Source organism: Pseudomonas sp. GW823-FHT02C02 (genome assembly GCF_058797635.1).
This window is the reverse complement of the sequence record NZ_JBXAJV010000002.1, coordinates 476,839-496,310: the sequence shown is the minus strand read 5'-3', so window position 1 is coordinate 496,310 and position 19,472 is coordinate 476,839. Positions and strand designations below refer to the sequence as shown.

Sequence of the window (19,472 nt, the reverse complement as noted above, 5' to 3'; positions counted from 1 at the left end):
ATGCTAATAATTCCGCCGCTTCCGGGCTTACAGGCGCTTTCCCCCTCACACGAAGTGAATATCAGCATCAACGCTGATCCCCGGTATTAATCAAATTCAAATAACACCGGCTTGCTCAAGTTCAATAAAACTTGGGCCTGCATTGTGCTGCGCACTAAAACTGCGCGAGGAAGGCATCATCGCTCGTCATCATTCAAGGATTAAAATCCTTTCGATCTTCGGTACCCGTCCAGAAGCCATCAAGATGGCGCCGTTAGTCAAAGCCCTCGCTGCGGAACCCGGCATTGATTCGCAGATATGCATCACCGGCCAACACCAAAGCATGCTCAAACAGGTGCTGGACCTGTTCGACCTCAAGGCCGATTACACCCTCGATGTCATGACCCCGCAGCAAACGCTCAACTCCCTGACGGCGGCGCTTTACGGGGCGATCGACCCGGTGCTGGAAATGACCTGCCCGGACCGGGTGCTGGTGCACGGCGACACGACCTCGGCCATGGTGGCTGCGATGGCGGCGTTCCATCGACGGATCCCGGTCGGCCATGTGGAAGCCGGGCTGCGAACCGGTGATATCTACAGCCCATGGCCGGAAGAAATGAACCGTCGCTGCATCGACCTGGGGGCGGACATGCTGTTTGCGCCCACCCACGAGTCGCGCCAGAACCTGCTCGACGAACGCCTACAGGGTCGCACCTTCGTCACCGGCAATACGGTGATCGACGCGCTGCAGATGACCGCACGGCGCATTGAACAGGATGCCGACCTGCGCGCAAGCCTGGACCGGCAGTTTTCGTTCCTGCAGACCGGCCGCAAGGTCCTGTTGGTGACCGGGCATCGTCGGGAAAATTTCGGTGAAGGCTTCCTGGATATCTGCAAGGCCCTGAGTCATCTGGCTCGGCGTTCGGATATCCAGATCGTTTACCCGGTGCACTTGAACCCCAATGTCATGGGCCCGGTCACCGAGCATCTGGGCGGTCTGCCCAACGTGCACCTGATCCAGCCGCTGGACTACCTGGCCTTCGTGCGCCTGATGCAACGGGCCCATGTGATCCTCACCGATTCCGGTGGCGTGCAGGAAGAAGCACCGTCCCTGGGCAAACCGGTGCTGGTCATGCGTGATGTGACCGAACGCCCGGAAGCTGTGGCGGCGGGCACTGTGCGCCTGGTCGGTACCTCGCCGGGCTCGATCATCGCTGGCGTTAACGCGCTGTTCGATGACGACCTGTTGTGGCGCCGCTGCTCCCAGGCGGCCAACCCTTACGGCGACGGCAAGGCCAGTGCGCGCATCGTCGATGCCCTGATGGGCCGTCCGGTGGACGATTTCATCGTGGCCGGCCAGTCCTTGCCCAAGTTCCTGCAATACCCGTCTGCACAGCCTGCGCCCGAGAAGCATTACCCCGCTTTTACCTCTCGATAAACCAAACCGTTCCTCCCCTTATCAGCTCGAGATCTACCTGAATGAAGTCTTCCGTTGCCATCCATACGGGTGCCCTCAGCGCCCTTGCCTGTGGTGTGAGCCTTCTCGCGCTCATGCCGACCTTTGCCTTGGCCGCGGACAGTCCGCTCACCCAGGCGATCAACCGGCTCAACGCCGACACCCGACAAGAGCGTGAGGTGCGCTTGAGCGATCTGGGGATCGATGCACCGATCATCCTCGGCTCCACCGATGCCCGCCGCGAACTGTATCTGCCGGTGCCGGCAGGTGTTCCGCTGACGGATGCGACGTTGAATTTCGACGCCAGTTACCTCAATGGCGAAGGCGGCCGCAACACGCTGCTGCTGTCGCTGGACGGTTATCCGGTGCGTGCCCAAGGGCTGAGCGAAACCCAGGGTGACGCCAGCGTCACGCTGGGCGTGGACAAAAAAGCGCGGGACAGCGGCTCGCTGCGCCTGGGCATCGCCTGGTCGTCGATCGTGTCCCGTGTGCTGTGCGAAGACGAACGCGCCATCGGCAATGTTCTACGTATCGAACCCGACACCCGCCTGACTTACAGCTATGACGCCAGCCAGTTGCGCGACGTCGGCGCTGCGTGGACGGCCTTGCCTGGCAAACCGGGGATCATGGTCGCGCCCGGCACCTTATCCGCTGAAAGCTACGATTCGGCATGGCGTCTGGGTGTGGCACTGGAGCGGATTGGCAAGCGCAGTCAAATCCTGCCCTTCCCTGCCGTACAAGACAGCGTCGACCTGAACGGCCTGCGCATTCCGGCCGAACTGCAAGGTATTCCAGCGTTCGCCAGCCTCAACGGCAAAGGTCGACACACCCTGGCGAACCCGGCGGAGATCGGCGCGTTGCTGGTGTTGGGCCAGACGCCGAACGTCCAGGCGGATCTGGCGGTCAACGACCCGCAACTGCTCACAGCGATCAATGCATCCCTCGACGCGCTGCAGAGCCAGATCCAGGGCTTCGATGCCACGGCGGCCAACGCGTTCACGCAATGGCGTGAGACGCATATCAATGCCGGCCTTGCCGCCAATGGCACTGACAATGTGCGCCTGGCCCTCGTGGGCACGCGCCCGGTTCTGATGATTGCGCCGCATGCCACCGGCAAGGCGCTGGCCTTGTTCAGTAGCGCCTGGAACAAACTGGCACGCAGTCGCCAATTAACCGTCAGCGAAGCGCAGCTGCCCTTGAGCAGCGACGGCCGTGTCGCCCTGTCTCGCCTGGGCGGCAATCCCGGCGCCATCGACGTGCTGGCCAAGTCTGACTGGAGCACGTCATTCCCTCTGGGCAGCGTGGCTTACGACGGTCGCTTGCCGGTGAAGGCTGTGGTCGACGTGTCTGCCGCGCCCGGCGCATCAGACACTGCGCCGGTGGCCTCACTGTTTCTCAATGACTACCTGATTGGCGCGCAGCAGCTGGTGGCCAACGGTGAAAAACAACGCATCGAAGCGCGCATCCCGCGTTACGCCGTGGGCGCGACCAACGTGCTACGCGTGTCGTTCCAGCGTCAGCCCGTGAGTGATCGTTGCCTGGAAACGCCGCAAGCCTTCCCGGTTTCCGTGCTGCCGACCAGCCACATCGTGCTGGAAAAAACCGCGCTGGGTGATGACTTCTCCGGCATGGCCGCGCGCTTTGCCGTGGACACCCAACTCCTGGTGCCTCAGGCCTACCTCGATCATCCGGCGAGCAGCTTGCCGCAGGTGATTTCAGTCGCCGATGCCGCCGGGGTCTCGCCGCTGCGTGCGCAATTGAAGGTCATCACAGATCCGAAAGCCTCGGTCACGCTGGACAAGGCCTTCCTCGCCTTCGAGCTGCCGATCAAAGACAGCAAGGAGTCCGTGCAGGTCGATGAGCAGGGGCGCCTGCGCATCAATCACAAGGATCAAGTGTTGCTTGACGTGCATCCGCTCAATCACCTTGCCTCGTTGCAAGTGGTCGATGCCGGCGGCCAGCACGGTATGGTCTATCGCGCATTGGGCAATGACTCGCCACGCTTCGCCAAACAGATTCTACTGACCCGCGGCGATGTAGCCATCCTCGGCAACAACAGTGCCCTGACCACCTTCGACACTCAGGATCCAAGCGGCAGCCAATTGATCGACAACGAAGAACCCAAGGGCCTCGACGCCTGGCGGACACCGTCGCTGTTGTGGCTGATTCCGGGTGGCATCCTGTTGGTTCTCATCCTGTTGCTGGCTGGCCGTAACGCCCGTCGCAATCGCCAGTGACGGAACCCTTCGATGACGTCGCTTTATTGGCCCTATTGGCTGGCTCACTACTACAGCTTTCTGGAGATCTCGACCATCGTGGTCGCGGTGCTGATCCTGATTTCCAGCCTGGACGACCTGTTCATTGACCTGTGGTACTGGTCGCGCCGGCTGTTTCGCAAGTTCACCGCGGACCGCAAATACCGACCGCTGACCGCCGAGCAGTTGATGGCCCGGGATGAGCAGCCGCTGGCAATCATGGTCCCCGCCTGGCTGGAATATGACGTCATCGCGCCGATGATCGAAAACATGGTGTCGACCCTCGATTACCAGAACTATGTGGTTTTCGTCGGCACCTACATCAACGATCAGCGCACCATTGACGAAGTGGAGCGCATGCGTCGGCGCTACAAGCAGTTGCACCGCGTGGAAGTCCCGCATGCCGGGCCGACCTGCAAGGCCGACTGCCTGAACTGGGTGATCCAGGCGATCTTCCTGCATGAGAAAACCCACGGCATGACCTTCGCCGGCGTCGTGTTGCACGACAGCGAAGACGTGCTGCACCCGATGGAATTGCGTCTGTTCAACTACTTGCTGCCGCGCAAGGACATGATCCAGTTGCCCGTGGTTTCGCTGGAACGCAACTGGTACGAATGGGTGGCCGGCACCTACATGGACGAGTTCGCCGAATGGCACGGCAAGGACCTGGTGGTGCGTGAAAGCATGACCGACACGGTGCCGTCTGCCGGCGTCGGCACCTGTTTTTCCCATCGCGCCCTGCGTGTGCTGGCCGGGGAAACCCAGAACCAGCCGTTTAACACTGACAGCCTCACCGAGGACTACGACGTCGGCGCACGCCTGGCCAAGGTCGGCATGAACGCGATCTTCGTGCGCTTCCCGGTGCAGTTTCGTGTGCTGCGCAAATCCTGGTTTCGCAAGCCTTACGAATCGACGCTGAAGATGCCGTTGTGCGTGCGCGAGTTCTTTCCCGACACCTTCCGCACCGCGTTCCGGCAGAAGGCTCGTTGGACGCTGGGCATCGGCCTGCAAGGCTGGGAGCAAATGGGCTGGAACGGTTCGCTGGCCAACCGATATCTGTTGTTCCGTGACCGCAAAGGCGTAGTGACGGCGTTTGTCAGCATCATCGCCTACGTGATTCTGGTGCAGCTGTTGGGCCTGATCATCCTGCGCCAGAGCGGCCTGTGGGACGTGAGTTTCCCCACGCCGTTCGAAACCAACGGCTTCATCAAATACTTGCTGCTGGCCAACGGTGTTGCGCTGGCCTGGCGCATCGCGCATCGCTGTTATTTCACCACCGTGCTGTACGGCTGGCAGCACGGTTTGCTGTCGATCCCGCGCATGGTGGTGGGCAACTTCGTCAACTTCATGGCCGCGTCACGGGCCTGGCGCATGTTCCTGGTTGGCAAGGTCATGAACCGCAAACTGGTGTGGGACAAGACCATGCACGACTTCCCGTCCACTGACCTGGTCGCCGCCGCACCGCGCAAGCTGGGCAGCGTGTTGCTGTCCTGGCAGGCGATCAACGAAACCGACCTGCAAAGCGCCCTCGCCGAACAGAAAACCCGGCACATGCCATTGGGGCGGATCTTGCTCAGCAATGGCTGGCTGGACGACGAGACGCTGGCCGAAGCCATCGCCTTCCAGAATGACCTGCCGCGGGTGTTCGATGTGGCCCACAAGGCGCAGGCGTCGACCCTCACCCTGGATGATGAATTCGCGCTGCGCTGGCGAGTGGTGCCGGTGGGCTTGAACGCCGACGGCCGAGTGCAATTGGCCGTGGCCAGTCCGTTGCCGGCCGAAGGTCTGCAACAAGTCAGCGAGGTACTGGGCAGCGAGCCGGTGCAGCTGATTGCCCGTGAAAGCGAAATCGTTGCGCAGTTGCGCCTGATGAATGTGCGCGAAGGCCAGTCGGTACCAGATGCCCGCGCGCCACTGTTGGGTGACCTGTTGATCGAAATGGGCCTGCTGGATCGCGACGTGTTCAACCGCACCATGTTGCAGTACCGCCCGCAGCGTCACGGACGCATCGGCGACTATCTGGTCGACAGCGGCGTGCTGCCCCGCGCCACCATCGAAAAGGCCGTGGCACGTCAACACAGCCACTACCCTGAGGAGCTTCCGGCATGAATCGCCCTTTGCTGACTCTCATGGCCACGGGGCTGAGCCTGATACCTGCGCTGGCTCATGCCGAAACACTGCCATTACCGTTGACCGGTCCGGCCTACGTCACCGCCAACGAGGCCTACAGCGCCTACGAGCGCAAAGACTACGACCTGGCCATCGCCAAGGCCCGCGAAGCGTTGCGTCAGCGCGCCGACATCACCCGTTTGAACAGGCTGATCGTGCTGGCTCAACGGGACAAGGATCTGCGTGATCATCCCAAGCGCTACCCACAGTCACGTCAGGCTCCAGGCTTCGGCGCCGCCGCCCAGGCCTTCAAGGCCTATGATCGCGATGATTTCGGCGCGGCGGCACAGGCGTCACGCAAAGCCATCGCCCAGGCGCCCAAACGCATGGATTATCGACTGCTGCTGATCGAGTCGTTGCAGCGTCAACAACATCTTCAAGAAGCGGATCAGGCCACCACTCAGGCATTGGCCGTGTTCCCGGACGACGATACGTTACTGATGCGCCGCGAAGCGATTCGTCGGCAATTGGCCGCACCGCTGGCCGTCGAAAGTTATCGCGCCCTGGAGCAAGGCCAGGTGCCGTTGGCCGTGGATAAGGCCCGGAAAGCCGTCGCCTGGGCACCGGAAATCGGCGCCAATCAGCAACTGCTGATCAGCGCCCTGCTCGCAGCCAAGGATTACCGAGGGGCCGAGCTGGCCGCGTCTGGCGCACTGGCTCAGGACGATGGCGAAATCGCACCGTGGATCCTGCGCAGCTACGCCCTTGATCGTCAGGGTAAAACAGCGGCAGCCGAGGCTGACCTGAATCACGCCCTGGCCATCGATGGCCTGCTGGAAACCGAAACCCGCGACATTCGCTTCTTCGCCGCCGATGCTGCGCTGGCCCATGGCGAGCCCCAGCGGGCGCTTGATCAGCTGCAACCTTTGGCCGATGACGAAGGCGGCGAAGTGGCCCGTCGACGCACAGCCGCCCGAATGGCCCTCAGGCAAAAAAACAACGGGTTGAACGCTGTCGCCCAGTTTCCGGCCCCGGCCCTGAACTGTCAGGAAACCGCTTTTGGCCTGGTCTGCGATATCTGGCCGGGCAACCAGCGCGACGGCGGAACCGACAAGGCCGGTCAGGCTTACGCCGCACTCGCCAGCAAGGACCCCGCCTCGGCCGTCGTCCTGGCCAACGAAGCCATTGCCCGTGCGCCGAAGAATCCGGCGTACCGACGGTTGCTCGTCAGCGCCTTGAGTGATCAGAAACGAGTGCCCGAAGCCATCGCAGCAGCCAGCGAGGGCCTCAAGCTCACCGGCGATGACGCCCGACTGCTGGCCCAACGCGGTCGTCTGCGCCAGCAATCGGGTGACGACGCCGGGGCTCGCGAAGACTTTACCCAGGCCTTGGCGCTGGGGAGCCTGCCTGCTTATGAAGAAGCCAGTCTGTACAGCGCCATCGGCCAGCGCCGAACCGCGCGCGAACGGCTGCAACAAGCGCGGGACACGGGTGAACTGGAATCGATGAGCGACCTGCAGATCGCTTACTTGTCGGTCCAGGCCGGCGACGATGAGGGTGCCCACGCATCGTTCCGCAAGGCCGATGCCGAGACGCGACTGACGCCGACAGCCACTCAGGACGCGGCCTATAACGCGATGCGGGTCAATGATGACGAACAAGCCGTCAGCTACTTCAAGCGCGTCATCGACGCAAACAATGCCGGTGAACCGGACCTGTCCCCGCAGCAGCTGTTCGACACCCGTCGCGCCGTGGCCGATGTCTCGCGCACCTGGGGTTTGACCAACACCACCAGTTACCGCGGCAACAGCACCAGCAGCGGCCTGAGCTCAGCGCCGAGCGGCGGCAATAGCAGCAATGACAGCCTGCAAAACAGCACCGAATTGTCCTGGCGCCCGTTGGGCTATCGCAATGCACGTTTTGTCGAACTCTACGGACGCGTCACCGACACGCTGTGGAGCAAGAACAGCGATTCGGACACCGGTTTCGATGCGCTGCAAGGCGCGGTGGGTGTACGGGTCAAACCCTTCACGTCGCTGAACGTGATGGCCGCCGTCGAGCGCACCTTCCCCTTGGGATCGTCGGACGTCGACGGTGACTGGCTGCTGCGTCTGGGCTATGGCGCAAGCGTCGGGACCGATCTGCGGGTCGATGCCTCCAGCTGGTGGACTTCGCAGTTGTTCGCTGAAGCCGGACATTACGTCAACGACTCGCGGGACTATTTCAACAGCGAATGGCAGGTCGGCCGCAGCTATGCCATCGGTGGCGCGGGCTCACGCTGGGTGACGTTCCCCCATGTGGTGGCCGCGTTCGATTACGACTCGAAGATGAACAGTGGCACCGACTCCGATGGCAAATCGGACTCATCGTCCGGCAAGGCCGGTGGCATCGGTGTCGGCAACAACGTGCGCTACTGGTTCCGCGAAGATGCGTACAACGCGCCCCGCTCCTATCTCGACTTATCCCTGCAGTACCGCGTCAAGGTGCTGGGTGATGATCGCGCTCAAGGTGTCTTCGGTCGCCTGACTTATTCCTATTGAGGACTTGCATGAAGATTCGATTCTGTTTGTGGTTGGGACTTGGCCTGATCCCGATGGGGGCAAACGCCGCCCCTGAAATTGCCCAGTTGTACGCGCCAAAACTGCCGGAGGGTTCGGCCTGGGTGCGGGTGGTCAACCCCTCCGACACTGCCATGCAGGTCCAGGTGGGCCAGGGCGCGAGTTTCGCCCTTTCGACCCAGGCGACGGTGGCCAGTCCTTTTCAGGTCGTGGACTCGCGACAGCCGCTGCAAGTGACCGTCAACGGTCGCGAGATAAAGGGCCTGAGCGCACCGAAAAGTGCGTGGGTCACGCTGATTCTCGACAGTGACCCGGCGCGGGCACCCCGCCTGGTCATCGACCCGCCGCTGCGCGGCAAAGACTTGCGTGCCGAACTCAACCTCTACAACCTGGCCAGCGGTTGCGAAAAGGCCGGGGTGAAACTGGCTAACCATGCCCCGGTGTTCAATCAAGTGCCGTTCAACGGTCAGGCCCAGCGCACGATTAACCCGGTGCAAGCAACGCTGGTTGCCAATTGCGAGCAGAACATCAGCCTGCCGTTCAAGCTGGCGCCCTTCAAGGCCGGCGATCGTTACAGCCTGTTCCTGGTCGGCTCCCGGCAGGCTCCACGCCTGATCGGCCTTGTCGACCAGACCGCGCCATGACCCTTCAATGGAAATCTCGCTGGCCGGTTTCCGCCCTGATCGCCGGTGTCTTGTTGAGCCTGTCGGGCACCGGCGTTGAAGCGGCCTCGGCGGTCATTACCGGCGAAGGTGGCTGGCTGTTCCCGGCCTGGGAAAGCCTGAGCAAGGTCGATAATCCCGGCACGACTCGCAACATTGCGCTGGTGAAACAACTCCAGCAGAACCTTGCGCGGGAACACATCAGTCTGGTCGTATTGGTAGTGCCGATGAAAGCGCCGTTTTATGCCTCGCGCCTGCCCGCCAATCAGCCCTTGAGCCCGGCCGTGTTGCAGCGCTACGACCATTTACAGAGCGAGCTGACTCAGGCAGGCCTGACCACGCTGAACATCAAGCCCGTCCTGCAACGCACTGAACACGGCAAACAGACCGCGTTTTATCGCGCCGACTACCACTGGACAGCCTGGAGCGCGGAAAACACCGCCGACGCCACGGCGCAACTGATTACCGAGCGTTACCGCCTGCAAGGCGAACCCGGCGGTGGCGCGGCGCTGGGCGAGTGGTTCGACCGACGCGCGTTCGGCGATCTGGCGAGCAATTTCCTGCCGGCGATCAAACGTAAATCGATTGGTCGCGACATCTACACCGTTCGCCATCAGGCCCAGAACGACTTGCTGATCGATGACGCACCGGCACCGGTTCAGGTGATCGGCAACAGCTTTGTCCAACCTTACCTGGGCTTTACGCAAAAGCTTTCCAATGCCCTGGACCGTCCCGTCGCGCTGACCTGGAATCCTGGCGATGTCGGCCCATGGGCTACGCTGCTGCAATACCTGGAGTCTGCGGATTTCGCCCAACACAAACCGCAAGTGATCGTCTGGCAATTCAACGAGGGCCAATTCCACCTCGGCCCCGATGCCGCAGCTAACTGGAACGCCAAAGGCGTCACCTCGCTGAGCCAATGGCATCAGCGCATCAATAAGGCGCTTCCGTGAACATTCTTGGTTACACCGCCAGTCGCGCGACCATTGCGGGTCTGTTGTTTGCCGCCATTCTCGGCACCGGGACCGGCGTGCTCTACGTGACGGACAAAAAGGCCCAGACCCCAGGGATCGTCGGCATCGTCTGGCAGCCGGACAACAAGACCGTCGGCATCAATGGCCACTGGGAAAAGCTGGGGGCCCGCGAGCTGCTGGTGCAATGGACTGTCGTCGACGATCAGGCATTCGTTGCCGGTTCCGGCCTGCCCAGCGTGCCGGTTCTGCCCGATTGGGCACGCATCGCCAAGGCCCCTTGGGCGCAAGACGTCATCCTTGGACTGGCCGGCTATTTCAGCGAAAACCGCTCACGGGACAACATTGAGCAACTGGCGGCAGTCTCGGCACGCATCGCCAAATTGCCGACGCCCTTGCACGTCACCGGCTGGTATTTCCCCGCCGAAGTCGACCCCAGCTGGACCCGCGCCAAAGAACTGCCCGCCCTGCTGGCCAAGCTGCCACGACCGTTATGGATCAGCGTGTATGACGGTGCGAACATCGGCCCTGTCGCCACGGCAGAATGGCTCAAGCAGTGGCTGCCGAATGATATTGGCGTGTTCTTCCAGGACGGCGTCGGTGTCTACGCCCGCACCGCACCGGTCGCCAGGACCTACGCCGACGCGTTGCGCGAGCGTCTGGGCAAAGACCGGGTGCGCATCATCGTCGAAGCCTTTCGCCCCAACTTCGGCGGCGGATTTCGCTCCGCCACCGCCGCCGAACTCAAACCGCAACTGGCGGCCTATGACGGTTATCCGCTGTACCTGTTCGACGGACCGCACTACGTGACGCCTGAACTGGTGGAGCAACTGGCGCGATAACGTAGATCATCAGCGTCAGGTCGGATTAACCCTTGACCGCCGCTTCTATCGCCGCGACATCGATTTTCCCCATCTGCATCATCGCGTTGAACGCGCGCTTGGCCGCTGCTTGATCGGGATTATTGATGGCATCCGTCAGGACGCGGGGCGTGATCTGCCACGACAGTCCCCATTTGTCCTGGCACCAGCCACAGACGTTTTCCTGGCCGCCGTTTCCGACAATCGCGCTCCACAAGCGATCGGTTTCGGCCTGGTCGTCAGTCGCCACCTGGAACGAGAACGCCTCGTTGTGCTTGACCCCCGAGCCCCCGTTCAGGCCGAGACACGGAATGCCCATCACCGTGAATTCGACCGTCAATACATCGCCCTGCTTGCCCGCTGGATAGTCGCCAGGCGCGCGAAGGATGGTGCCCACCGCGCTGTCGGGAAACGTCTTGGCGTAGAACGTCGCGGCCTCCAGCGCGGCGCCGTCGTACCAGAGGCAAATCGTGTTTTTGCTGACCATTCTGGTTCTCCATCAATGGGGAATGAATGGTCATTCTAGCTGAGCGACCAGATGGACCACGAAGAGGGCCATGCCCCTTGTCGGCAGATCAATGCTGTGACGAAGTCCAGCGTGCTGATTACTGGAAACTCGGCTCGGCGCAAACCGCTGATGTGGAGCGAAGTGTACGTAGCCCCAACAGCACGATCACCACCATGACCAGCCCCGCGCCGATGGCGACGCCGAACCCTGCCCGTGCGCCATAGGCGTCGATGACCAGCCCCGCGAGTACGCCACCGAGCGCCACGCCGATGCTGATGCCCGTCGTCATCCACGTCAGGCCTTCGGTGATCCTGGACGGTGGAACGATGATCGTACCAAGGTTCATGACGACGACCATCGTTGGTGCGAATGACATGCCTGCCACAAACAGCATCCCGGAAAGGATGTAGACGTCCGGCGAGAAAATGGGCAAGACGGCTGTAACTGCCGTGATCAGAACGCCAACGAAGAACTGCTTTTCAATCGACAAGGAGACCCTCAACGCGCCGAACGTCAGGCCCGCGATCATTGAGCCGAGCGCATAGGCTGCGAGGATGAAGCTGGCGGACGCTGGCCAGTCTTGTGCGTTGGCGAAGGCCACCACCGCCACATCGATTGATCCGCCAATCACCCCCATCGCCAGGAGTGCCAGAACGATGGTGCGAACGCCGGGAATCAGCAAGGTAGAGCCGGTGCTCTTCCTGACGCCCACGATGACCTTCGGTTCTGTCTGCTTTTGCAGAAGAAAAGCGCTCACGCCGATGACCAGCAGCAAGACCGCGACAAGCGGTCCGGCTTCGGCAAAAAAACTGACGCTCAGACCGATGGCCAGGGGTGGACCGATAATGAAAGCGAGCTCAGTCAGCACCGTGTCCAGGGAGAAAGCCGTGTGCAACTGCGGCTTGCCACGGAAAAGCTGTGTCCAGCGTGCTCTTATCATCGCGGGCATGCTGGGCATCGTGCCCGCCAGTGCCGCAAGAATAAACAACAGCGGGGTCGGCGCCCTCATAGAGACGGCAACGATCAGCGCCAGCAACATGCCAATGCTGAAGGTGGTGACTAAGGGCAGCACCCGACTCTGCCCCCGCTGATCGACGAGTTTCGACACCTGCGGGCCGATCAGCGCATTTGCCAGGGTAAAGGTACCGGCGACCGAGCCAGCCAGCCAATAAAGTCCCGTCTGCTGCACCAACATGGTAATGATGCCGATGCCGATCATTGCCTGCGGCAGACGGGCAATGGAACTCGCAATCACCAACCCCATGACGCCCGGGGTGGTGAGCAGTTCGCGGTAGGGATTTGCCATGATTTCTCCTTTTTATAATGCTTCGCCGATGGGTACCCCGCTGCACGCCCGCAAACTGTTGCGGGCGGTTTATCGGCGACTCAATGGCACATGTGAACCAGCAAGCAAGCGAGGCAGTTGTTCACCATAGCTGAGCGTCTCACCCTCAAAGACCAGCGACGTGGCTTCAGGACTGCGTGCAACCCGGGCTTCGAATAGTTGATGAATACACAGATGAACAGAAAATTCAGACGTAACTTGGTCGTGCATCCTTGCCTCCAGAAGTGAACAAACTCACTTCTATCGATTGTTCGCACTTACATCATGCAAGTGCAGTCCTTGGAATATTATCTAATCAATCTAACCTGCCATCTGCCGCAAACTATCCAATGGCAACACGTCGATCATTAGAACTAACTATTTAGGGCAGGCATATCCGCCACCCCCTCTTACCCGTGTTATCACATGTAACCAATGCCACCTAAAACGCCCATCCCAGACAGCTCACAGCTAACAAAAACGGTGTATTCATGGCGCATGAAAAACAACATTCACGGCCAGACAACCAGAATGTTTTGTTTCTGCACTAGAGATACACGATGATCTTCGAGTCTATTTGGCAAGAGCATTTCTATCCGGTTTCAGCTACGGGTTCCAGCGACGCCAAGAGTCTACCCCTGAAACATCGAAGTCAAATACCGGGAAAAAACTGACACATCCTAACGAAGTAAAACCGCCCCACCGGGCGGTTACCCAGTTCGATTATGAGTGTGAAAAATCATGGTTTCGTGAGTTTTTGTAGGTGCCTTCCTACATATAGATCGTCATGGTCCGCACGTCGCCTTGCTGAGGGTGGGTCCGAGCGTTTGATCGAAAGCCGCACTGCGTCAATGCAGGGTGCCCTACTGCGGCTGAAAGGTCTGAAGATACGCCAACAGGTTTTCAATCTTCTCCGGATCGCTGAGCCCCCAGAAAATCATCCGGGTACCGGGCACTACTTCCTTTGGATCTTCGAGGTACGCGATCAGGGTCTCGCGGGTCCAGACAATGCCGGCCGATTTCATGGCGTCGGAGTATTGATAATCCGTCGTGCTACCTGACGGGCGTCCAAAAATGCCATTGAGTTGCGGCCCGAACGAACCCCGCGCCGACTCACCCACTTGATGGCAGCCGCCGCATATCCGTTTGAACAGTGTCGCGCCGGCTTCAGCATCGCCGGCCGCCTGGACTTGCGCGCCGAACACCCCCGCAATGAGCACCATGAGGGCTGCGGCTTTATTCATGTCCTGCTCCAAATCATTTGTGGCCAAGCGCACGTAAATCAGCTCGCACCCGGTTGAACCTACTTCCAGTAAGCCGCCGGCAGACGGGTGGAATAACGACCCCGCTATCCGCTGACAGCGGCAAGCGCAGACTCTATCCTGTGCAACCCTGCGATTCCACCGGAGATGCCCTGTGCCACCCTTGACCGCCCGCGAGGTTTACCAGCAGTTGCGCGACGCCGCGCTGGAACTCCGGCCGCTATCGCGCCTCGCCAGACAACCCGAGCCCGGCCACGTGCACGTCGATATCGAAGGCTGGCGCCTGAGCCTCGGTTTCGACGGCGCCCGTCTGCTGCATTGCCAACGTTGCCAGGCCCCGGACGGCCGCGAGGGTGAACTCGACCGCTGGCAACGTTACGGCACCGACCCGGTCAGTTTGCTCAGCACCTGGGAGTTAGCGCAGATCGAGCGCTTGCTGTGCCTTCAGCGCCAGCCTTAGAGATCAACGATCACCGTCCCGGCGATGCTCTCGGCGAATTCGACTCCGAACAGACGACCCGGTGTCTCGAACCCGGAACGCCGCTCCCCGGCCAACACGCGTCGCGCCGCTTCCACCGCGGCCAACGGTGTGTAGGAGTAGCCGTTGATAGTCTCAATCACCGACCGCGCAACCTGCCCATCTGCCCCCGTTACCTCAGCAACCGCACGGGCCCGATGCGACAGGCGCTCTTGCTCGCAGGGGCCATCGGGAAGTCGGGACAAGTCGCCCTCGGGGAATGCGTCACCGCTGATGTGCACGAACATCGCGATGTTGGGGATACCCGTCGAGCGCCCACCCGTGACCAGATCACCGAACGACAGCGGCGCGCAGAGCACAGGCCCGGCGCCGAAGTCGAAGTGACGAGGTTGCGCATCCGGTGCAGGAACGAGTACGCCGTCGACCCGCGTCATCAATCCTGCACCGATGATCTCTCCAACGCTATTGGCCGATCCACGGGACATGGAGCCTGCAACCTGCAGCGCGATCCGTAGCGATTGCGGATGTTCGACACGACGGGCAACGTGCAGGGCGAGGCAGTCCGTGGGGACAACGTCCCAGCCGACGCCTGGCAATAGCATCACACCGGCATCCTCGCCCAACCGCTCCGCCAGCCGGTAAACGTTGATTTCGGCAGTGATGTCGAGATAGTCGACCCCGGCCTCGATGCAGGCCCGCATCAACGGCTCTGCAGTCATCACAAAAGGACCGGCGCAGTTCAACAAGACCGTGACGCCGCTCAGCGCTTGCACCGTTTGAGCGTCGGCCGTGAAGGTGCGATAAGGCACGCTCAGCTCCCGGGCAAGCGCAGCCACGCTTGTCGCGTCACGTCCAGCGACTTCGAAGTCCAGCCCGGCTGCCTTCGCCTGTGCTGCGACCATTCGGCCGGTGTACCCGGTTGCGCCATAAATCAGAAGTTTGCTCATTGTCGGTGCTGCCAGTTTTTATAGACGAATTCGAGGCTGTAGCCATCTGGGTCCAGGACGTTAGCCGCGTAATAATTCGGGTCGTAATGCAACCGTGCGCCGGGAGCGCCGTTATCGGTAGCGCCTGCTTTCATCGCAGCGGCATAGGCCGCATCGACCTCGCCCCTGCTGTTCGCAACGAACCCGACATGCGCAGCCCGCCCCTCCACCACCCCTTCACGCAGCCAGAAAAACACCCGGCCTTGCGCACCGAAACCCTTGAGGTCCGGGTGGCCCGGCGGGCCATCCTTGCCGTCGAAATCGAGCGAGTGAGTGATGCGGAGCGGTGTGAGCGCCGCGGTATAGAAATTGACGGAGCGTTGGGTGTCGCTGACTGAGATAAACACATGATCAAGCATGGAATGCGCCTCGCTGGTTCAGATGATGTAACCGCCGGAAACCTCAATGGATTGCGCGTTGATCCAGGCACTTTCTTCGGACAGCAACGTGGCGATCACTCGACCGACGTCGTCCGGTTCGCCGATGCGACCGAGCGCCGTTTGCGAGGCCAGCAGCGTCTCGAATTCTTCGCTCAAGCCGCCGCCCAGTTCGGTGCGAATGGCGCCGGGCGAGACGGCATTGGCACGGATGCGTCGCTCACCAAACTCCTTGGCCATGTAGCGAGTCAGTACTTCCAGTCCGCCCTTGAAAGCGGCATAAGGCGCCACGCCTGGCGTGACCACCCGTGTCGTCGCGCTGGTCAGGTTGACGATGCTTGCGCCCTCCTCCATCAGCGGCAGCAAGGCCTGGGTCAGGAAGAACGGGCCCTTGAGGTGAACGTTCATGAGGTCGTCGAACTGCGCCTCGGTGACCGTCTCAAGCGGATTGAACAGGCCGTGGCCGGCATTGTTGACCAGACCACCCAAGGTGGTGGTTTGCCAGTTCGATTGCAGCGCCTCTCGTACCGCATCGACGAACACGCCGAAGCGCCCGGCATGGCTGACATCCAGTTCAAGGGCGACGGCATGACCACCTTCGGACTTGATGCGCTGAACCACCGAATCCGCCGCTTGCACGTTGCTCTTGTAGGTCAGGATGACGCCCATTCCACGCCGGGCACAGTGCACTGCGGCGCTGGCACCAATGCCTCGACTGCCGCCGGTAATGACGATAACGCTCATGGCTTGCTCCACTGTCAATCAGATGAGCAACCACGGTAACCATAGACCCTCGGGCGAGCGCAGCCGTTACTACTCCAATCCTGCCTGTTTCTGCTTTTCGCTTGCGCCGTGCGTCCCCCTGCGGTCAGATGTCTCCCCATGGAAAACCAACTGCATGAACTCAGAACCCTCGCCGCCAGGGCCGAAAACAGGCGTACAGAGACGGGCATTCCGCGCGTGGCCATGGTCCAGGGTGCGATTCCCGAACATCAGTTGGCCGCTGTCTATGAGCCGATGATCAACCTGATCCTGCAAGGCAGTAAGACCATCACCGTCGGCGATCGCACATTGAGGTATGACCCGGCGACCTATTTCGTGATGTCGATTGAACTGCCGGCGGTCGGCAGTGTGCACCCGGCCACGTCCGGCGAGCCGTACCTCGCCGTCGCCTTGACACTGGACCCTGCCGTACTGGCAACGTTACTGACAGACTTGCCAAAACCTGTCGCACCGTCAGGACAGGAGGCCGGCTTTTCAGTGGCCGCGGTCACACCCGAGCTGATGGACGCCTGGGTGCGCATGCTGCGATTGATGGACCGGCCGGCGGACATCGCGGCCCTGAGCCCGGTGTACGAGCGGGAGATTCTCTATCGGGTTTTGCAAGGACCGCACGGCTGGATGCTGCGCGAGATTGCCGCGCCCGATACGGCCATGGCCCGTGTCAGCCTCGCGATCCAGTGGATTCGCCGCGCCTTCGCCGAGCCGCTGCGGGTCGAGGACATGGCCCGCACAGCGTCGATGAGCGTGTCAGCGTTCCACCGCCATTTCAAAGCCGTCACCACGCTCAGCCCCTTGCAGTATCAAAAACGCGTGCGGCTGCTTCAGGCGCGGACTTTGTTGGTGGCGAACGCTAAAAGCGTCACCAGCGCCGCGTTCGATGTCGGCTATGAAAGCGCTACCCAATTCAGCCGGGACTACGCCCGCGTCTTCGGTTTGCCTCCGGCCCGGGATGCCGCGCGGATTCTCGCGCAACTGCGCGGACGCGCCGACTGAGGGCGCTTCGGTCCGACTGACTCGTTTCTTGTCATCGCGTTGGCGAATGCGTGTACCGATCGATGCCATGAAAGCGCCGCCACTGGCCCCCACCCGACCATTGCGCATACCATGCTGCGACTTCAAACCGTCAGGTGTCTTCCATGATCAAAGCCAGCTTGCGAAGCCACCTGACACTCTGGTTTGCCGGTCTGTCGTTGCTCACGCTGGTGAGTGTGGGTTTCTACGTGGGCCACATCGCCACCGAGCAAATGAAGCAGGCCAGCGGCAATGCGTTGTTGAGTACGGCAAGGTCGGCGGCCGAGCTATTGGGCGCACAACTGCATGAGCGTCAGCTCGAAGTGTCTCTGCTCAGTCGAGCGCCGTTATTCAAGCACGGCGACCTGGGCGATCCGGATATCTTGTCGTCGATGGAACTGCGTTCGCAATCTCGCGCCGAGTACGCCTGGATGGGCGTGGCTGACGCCAACGGGCGTGTACGGCAAGCCGTCGACGACCTTCTGGTCAATCAATCGGTGAAGGAGCGCCCCTGGTTCCAGGCCGGGTTGCGCGGTGCTTATACCGGCGATCCTCATGAGGCGGTCCTGCTGGCCAAACTGCTGCCCGGAACCGCCAGTGGCGAGCCTTTGCGCTTCATCGATTTCGCCGCGCCGATCCGCAATGCCGAGGGCCAGGTGATCGGTGTGCTGGGCGCCCATGCCCATTGGAGCTGGGCGACGCGGATTGTCGACGCGGCCGTGCTGCGCAAGGACATGACGCCCGAGGTGGAGGCGCTGATCGTCGACCACGACGGCAAAGTGCTCTATCCCGAAGCGCTCATGGGGCAACGTGTGGCGAACATGCCGGTCGCCCGGGAAAACCATGCCGATACCGCCGGCTGGTCAGTCGGCGACGGTTACCTGACCAGCGTGGTCGCGGTCCCCACGCCCTCGAGCACGGACCTGACGTGGTACATCGCGGTCCGCCAGCCACTGGATATCGCGCTTCAACCCGCACGTATTCTGTTTTACAAATTGCTGCTGTTGGGGGTCATTGCCGCCATCGTGTTTGCTCTGGTGGCGTACTACCTGGCGCTGTACCTCAGCCGCCCGATCGAACAGCTGGCAAAGTCAGCCAAACGGGTACAAAACCAACAACCGGGTGTGACGTTTCCGCGGGACCATTCGGTGCGAGAAATTGCCCAGCTGGGCCAATCCCTCCAGGGCATGACGGAGTCCTTGCTCGGCAAGGAGCGCGAGTTGCAGGAAGCCAATGCGTCGCTGGAAGCCACGGTCGCGCAACGCACCGCCGCCCTCACCCAGGCCAACGCCGATCTGTTGAAACTGGCCACCCACGACGCACTGACCGGCGTGTACAACCGGCGCCGATTCGACGAGAAACTGAATGAGTGCAACCTGCTGTTTCAACGCACCGGACGGCCCTTTGCGTTGCTGTTCATCGACGCCGACCACTTCAAGCAAATCAATGACACCCACGGCCACGCAATCGGCGATGAGGTGCTGCACCAACTCGCCCGGCTGATCCAGGACAACACCCGCGCCACTGACTTCGTGGCCCGTTACGGTGGCGAGGAGTTTGCGGTGCTGTTACCGGAAGTCGAGGAACCCGAGAGCCCCGAGGTCGTTGCCGAGAAGATTCGCGCCGCGATTGCCGCAGCCATTTTTGCTACGGCCGGGCACGTCACGGTCAGCATCGGCATTGGTCTGGCCGAGATATCGGACAGCAATACCACCGCGCTGATCAAACGTGCCGATCAGCAGCTTTATCAGGCGAAGTGGTCGGGAAGGAATCGGGTGGCTCCGCAGGCTCGCGTGACTGAACGCCACTGACCTCAGCTTCCACTGATGTAAACCCGGTTAAACCGCAAGGCTATTCACTTAAGAACATCTTCAACTGAGCGACAACCTGTGG

16 protein-coding genes are annotated in these 19,472 nt (G+C 61.3%); 10 read left to right on the top strand and 6 right to left on the bottom strand.

The genetic code is table 11. From position 1 onward, the window contains the following. The first annotated feature begins 178 nt into the window (after nucleotides 1-178). Genes wecB through AC1ROI_RS04950 form a run of 7 tightly spaced genes read left to right on the top strand, consistent with a single transcriptional unit; the run spans nucleotide 179 to nucleotide 10,832 of the window. Nucleotides 179-1,417, top strand: a complete 1,239-nt coding sequence (wecB, locus tag AC1ROI_RS04980) for a non-hydrolyzing UDP-N-acetylglucosamine 2-epimerase (protein WP_081854013.1) — start codon at nucleotides 179-181, stop codon at nucleotides 1,415-1,417. 41 nt (nucleotides 1,418-1,458) lie between these two features. After that, nucleotides 1,459-3,672, top strand: coding sequence for a hypothetical protein (locus AC1ROI_RS04975; RefSeq protein ID WP_102593379.1), 2,214 nt, complete (start codon nucleotides 1,459-1,461; stop codon nucleotides 3,670-3,672). A 12-nt stretch (nucleotides 3,673-3,684) separates the two neighbouring features. Continuing rightward, nucleotides 3,685-5,799, top strand: coding sequence for a glycosyl transferase family protein (locus tag AC1ROI_RS04970; RefSeq protein WP_102593378.1), 2,115 nt, complete (start codon nucleotides 3,685-3,687; stop codon nucleotides 5,797-5,799). Beyond that, a complete protein-coding gene (locus tag AC1ROI_RS04965; protein WP_102593377.1) occupies nucleotides 5,796-8,339 on the top strand; it encodes an NfrA family protein in 2,544 nt (847 codons plus the stop codon). The genes AC1ROI_RS04970 and AC1ROI_RS04965 overlap by 4 nt, the downstream gene beginning before the upstream one ends. A gap of 8 nt (nucleotides 8,340-8,347) precedes the next feature. After that, nucleotides 8,348-9,001: an alginate O-acetyltransferase AlgF gene (locus AC1ROI_RS04960; RefSeq protein WP_083377096.1), complete on the top strand. Its 654-nt coding sequence runs from the start codon at nucleotides 8,348-8,350 to the stop codon at nucleotides 8,999-9,001. Then, a complete protein-coding gene (locus tag AC1ROI_RS04955; protein WP_102593376.1) occupies nucleotides 8,998-9,972 on the top strand; it encodes an alginate O-acetyltransferase AlgX-related protein in 975 nt (324 codons plus the stop codon). Before AC1ROI_RS04960 ends, AC1ROI_RS04955 begins: the two co-directional genes overlap by 4 nt. Next, nucleotides 9,969-10,832, top strand: coding sequence for an alpha-amylase family protein (locus AC1ROI_RS04950; protein ID WP_077750097.1), 864 nt, complete (start codon nucleotides 9,969-9,971; stop codon nucleotides 10,830-10,832). Before AC1ROI_RS04955 ends, AC1ROI_RS04950 begins: the two co-directional genes overlap by 4 nt. 25 nt (nucleotides 10,833-10,857) lie before the next feature. On the opposite strand, the gene AC1ROI_RS04945 is transcribed toward AC1ROI_RS04950, so the two are convergent. The 3 genes from AC1ROI_RS04945 to AC1ROI_RS04935 form a co-directional block, all read right to left on the bottom strand. Next, complete coding sequence (locus AC1ROI_RS04945) at nucleotides 10,858-11,337, bottom strand: VOC family protein (protein ID WP_010459133.1); 480 nt, start codon at nucleotides 11,335-11,337, stop codon at nucleotides 10,858-10,860. 118 nt (nucleotides 11,338-11,455) lie between these two features. Then, complete coding sequence (locus AC1ROI_RS04940) at nucleotides 11,456-12,664, bottom strand: MFS transporter (protein ID WP_102593375.1); 1,209 nt, start codon at nucleotides 12,662-12,664, stop codon at nucleotides 11,456-11,458. 881 nt (nucleotides 12,665-13,545) lie between these two features. Further along, entirely contained in the window at nucleotides 13,546-13,926 is a 381-nt protein-coding gene (locus AC1ROI_RS04935) for a c-type cytochrome (protein ID WP_077750094.1), read from the bottom strand. A 172-nt stretch (nucleotides 13,927-14,098) separates the two neighbouring features. Here AC1ROI_RS04935 and AC1ROI_RS04930 point away from each other — a divergent pair, with 172 nt between their 5' ends. Then, nucleotides 14,099-14,404, top strand: coding sequence for a DUF7693 family protein (locus AC1ROI_RS04930; RefSeq protein WP_102593374.1), 306 nt, complete (start codon nucleotides 14,099-14,101; stop codon nucleotides 14,402-14,404). Here AC1ROI_RS04930 and AC1ROI_RS04925 read toward each other — a convergent pair. From AC1ROI_RS04925 to AC1ROI_RS04915, 3 genes are read right to left on the bottom strand one after another with little or no spacing between them, the layout of a single operon-like run. Further along, nucleotides 14,401-15,369 carry a saccharopine dehydrogenase family protein gene (locus tag AC1ROI_RS04925; protein ID WP_102593373.1) on the bottom strand — a complete coding sequence of 323 codons (969 nt, stop codon included), beginning with the start codon at nucleotides 15,367-15,369 and terminating at the stop codon, nucleotides 14,401-14,403. The two genes, AC1ROI_RS04930 and AC1ROI_RS04925, sit on opposite strands and share 4 nt — an antisense overlap. Then, complete coding sequence (locus AC1ROI_RS04920) at nucleotides 15,366-15,767, bottom strand: VOC family protein (protein ID WP_102593372.1); 402 nt, start codon at nucleotides 15,765-15,767, stop codon at nucleotides 15,366-15,368. The genes AC1ROI_RS04925 and AC1ROI_RS04920 overlap by 4 nt, the downstream gene beginning before the upstream one ends. An 18-nt stretch (nucleotides 15,768-15,785) precedes the next feature. Beyond that, on the bottom strand, nucleotides 15,786-16,529 hold the full coding sequence (locus AC1ROI_RS04915) for an SDR family NAD(P)-dependent oxidoreductase (protein ID WP_083377104.1): 744 nt from the start codon (nucleotides 16,527-16,529) through the stop codon (nucleotides 15,786-15,788). A gap of 138 nt (nucleotides 16,530-16,667) precedes the next feature. On the opposite strand from AC1ROI_RS04915, the gene AC1ROI_RS04910 reads away from it, so the two are divergent. Continuing rightward, on the top strand, nucleotides 16,668-17,561 hold the full coding sequence (locus AC1ROI_RS04910; RefSeq protein WP_077750090.1) for an AraC family transcriptional regulator: 894 nt from the start codon (nucleotides 16,668-16,670) through the stop codon (nucleotides 17,559-17,561). 143 nt (nucleotides 17,562-17,704) lie between these two features. Next, nucleotides 17,705-19,390: a sensor domain-containing diguanylate cyclase gene (locus AC1ROI_RS04905; RefSeq protein WP_102593371.1), complete on the top strand. Its 1,686-nt coding sequence runs from the start codon at nucleotides 17,705-17,707 to the stop codon at nucleotides 19,388-19,390. Nucleotides 19,391-19,472 lie beyond the last annotated feature (82 nt).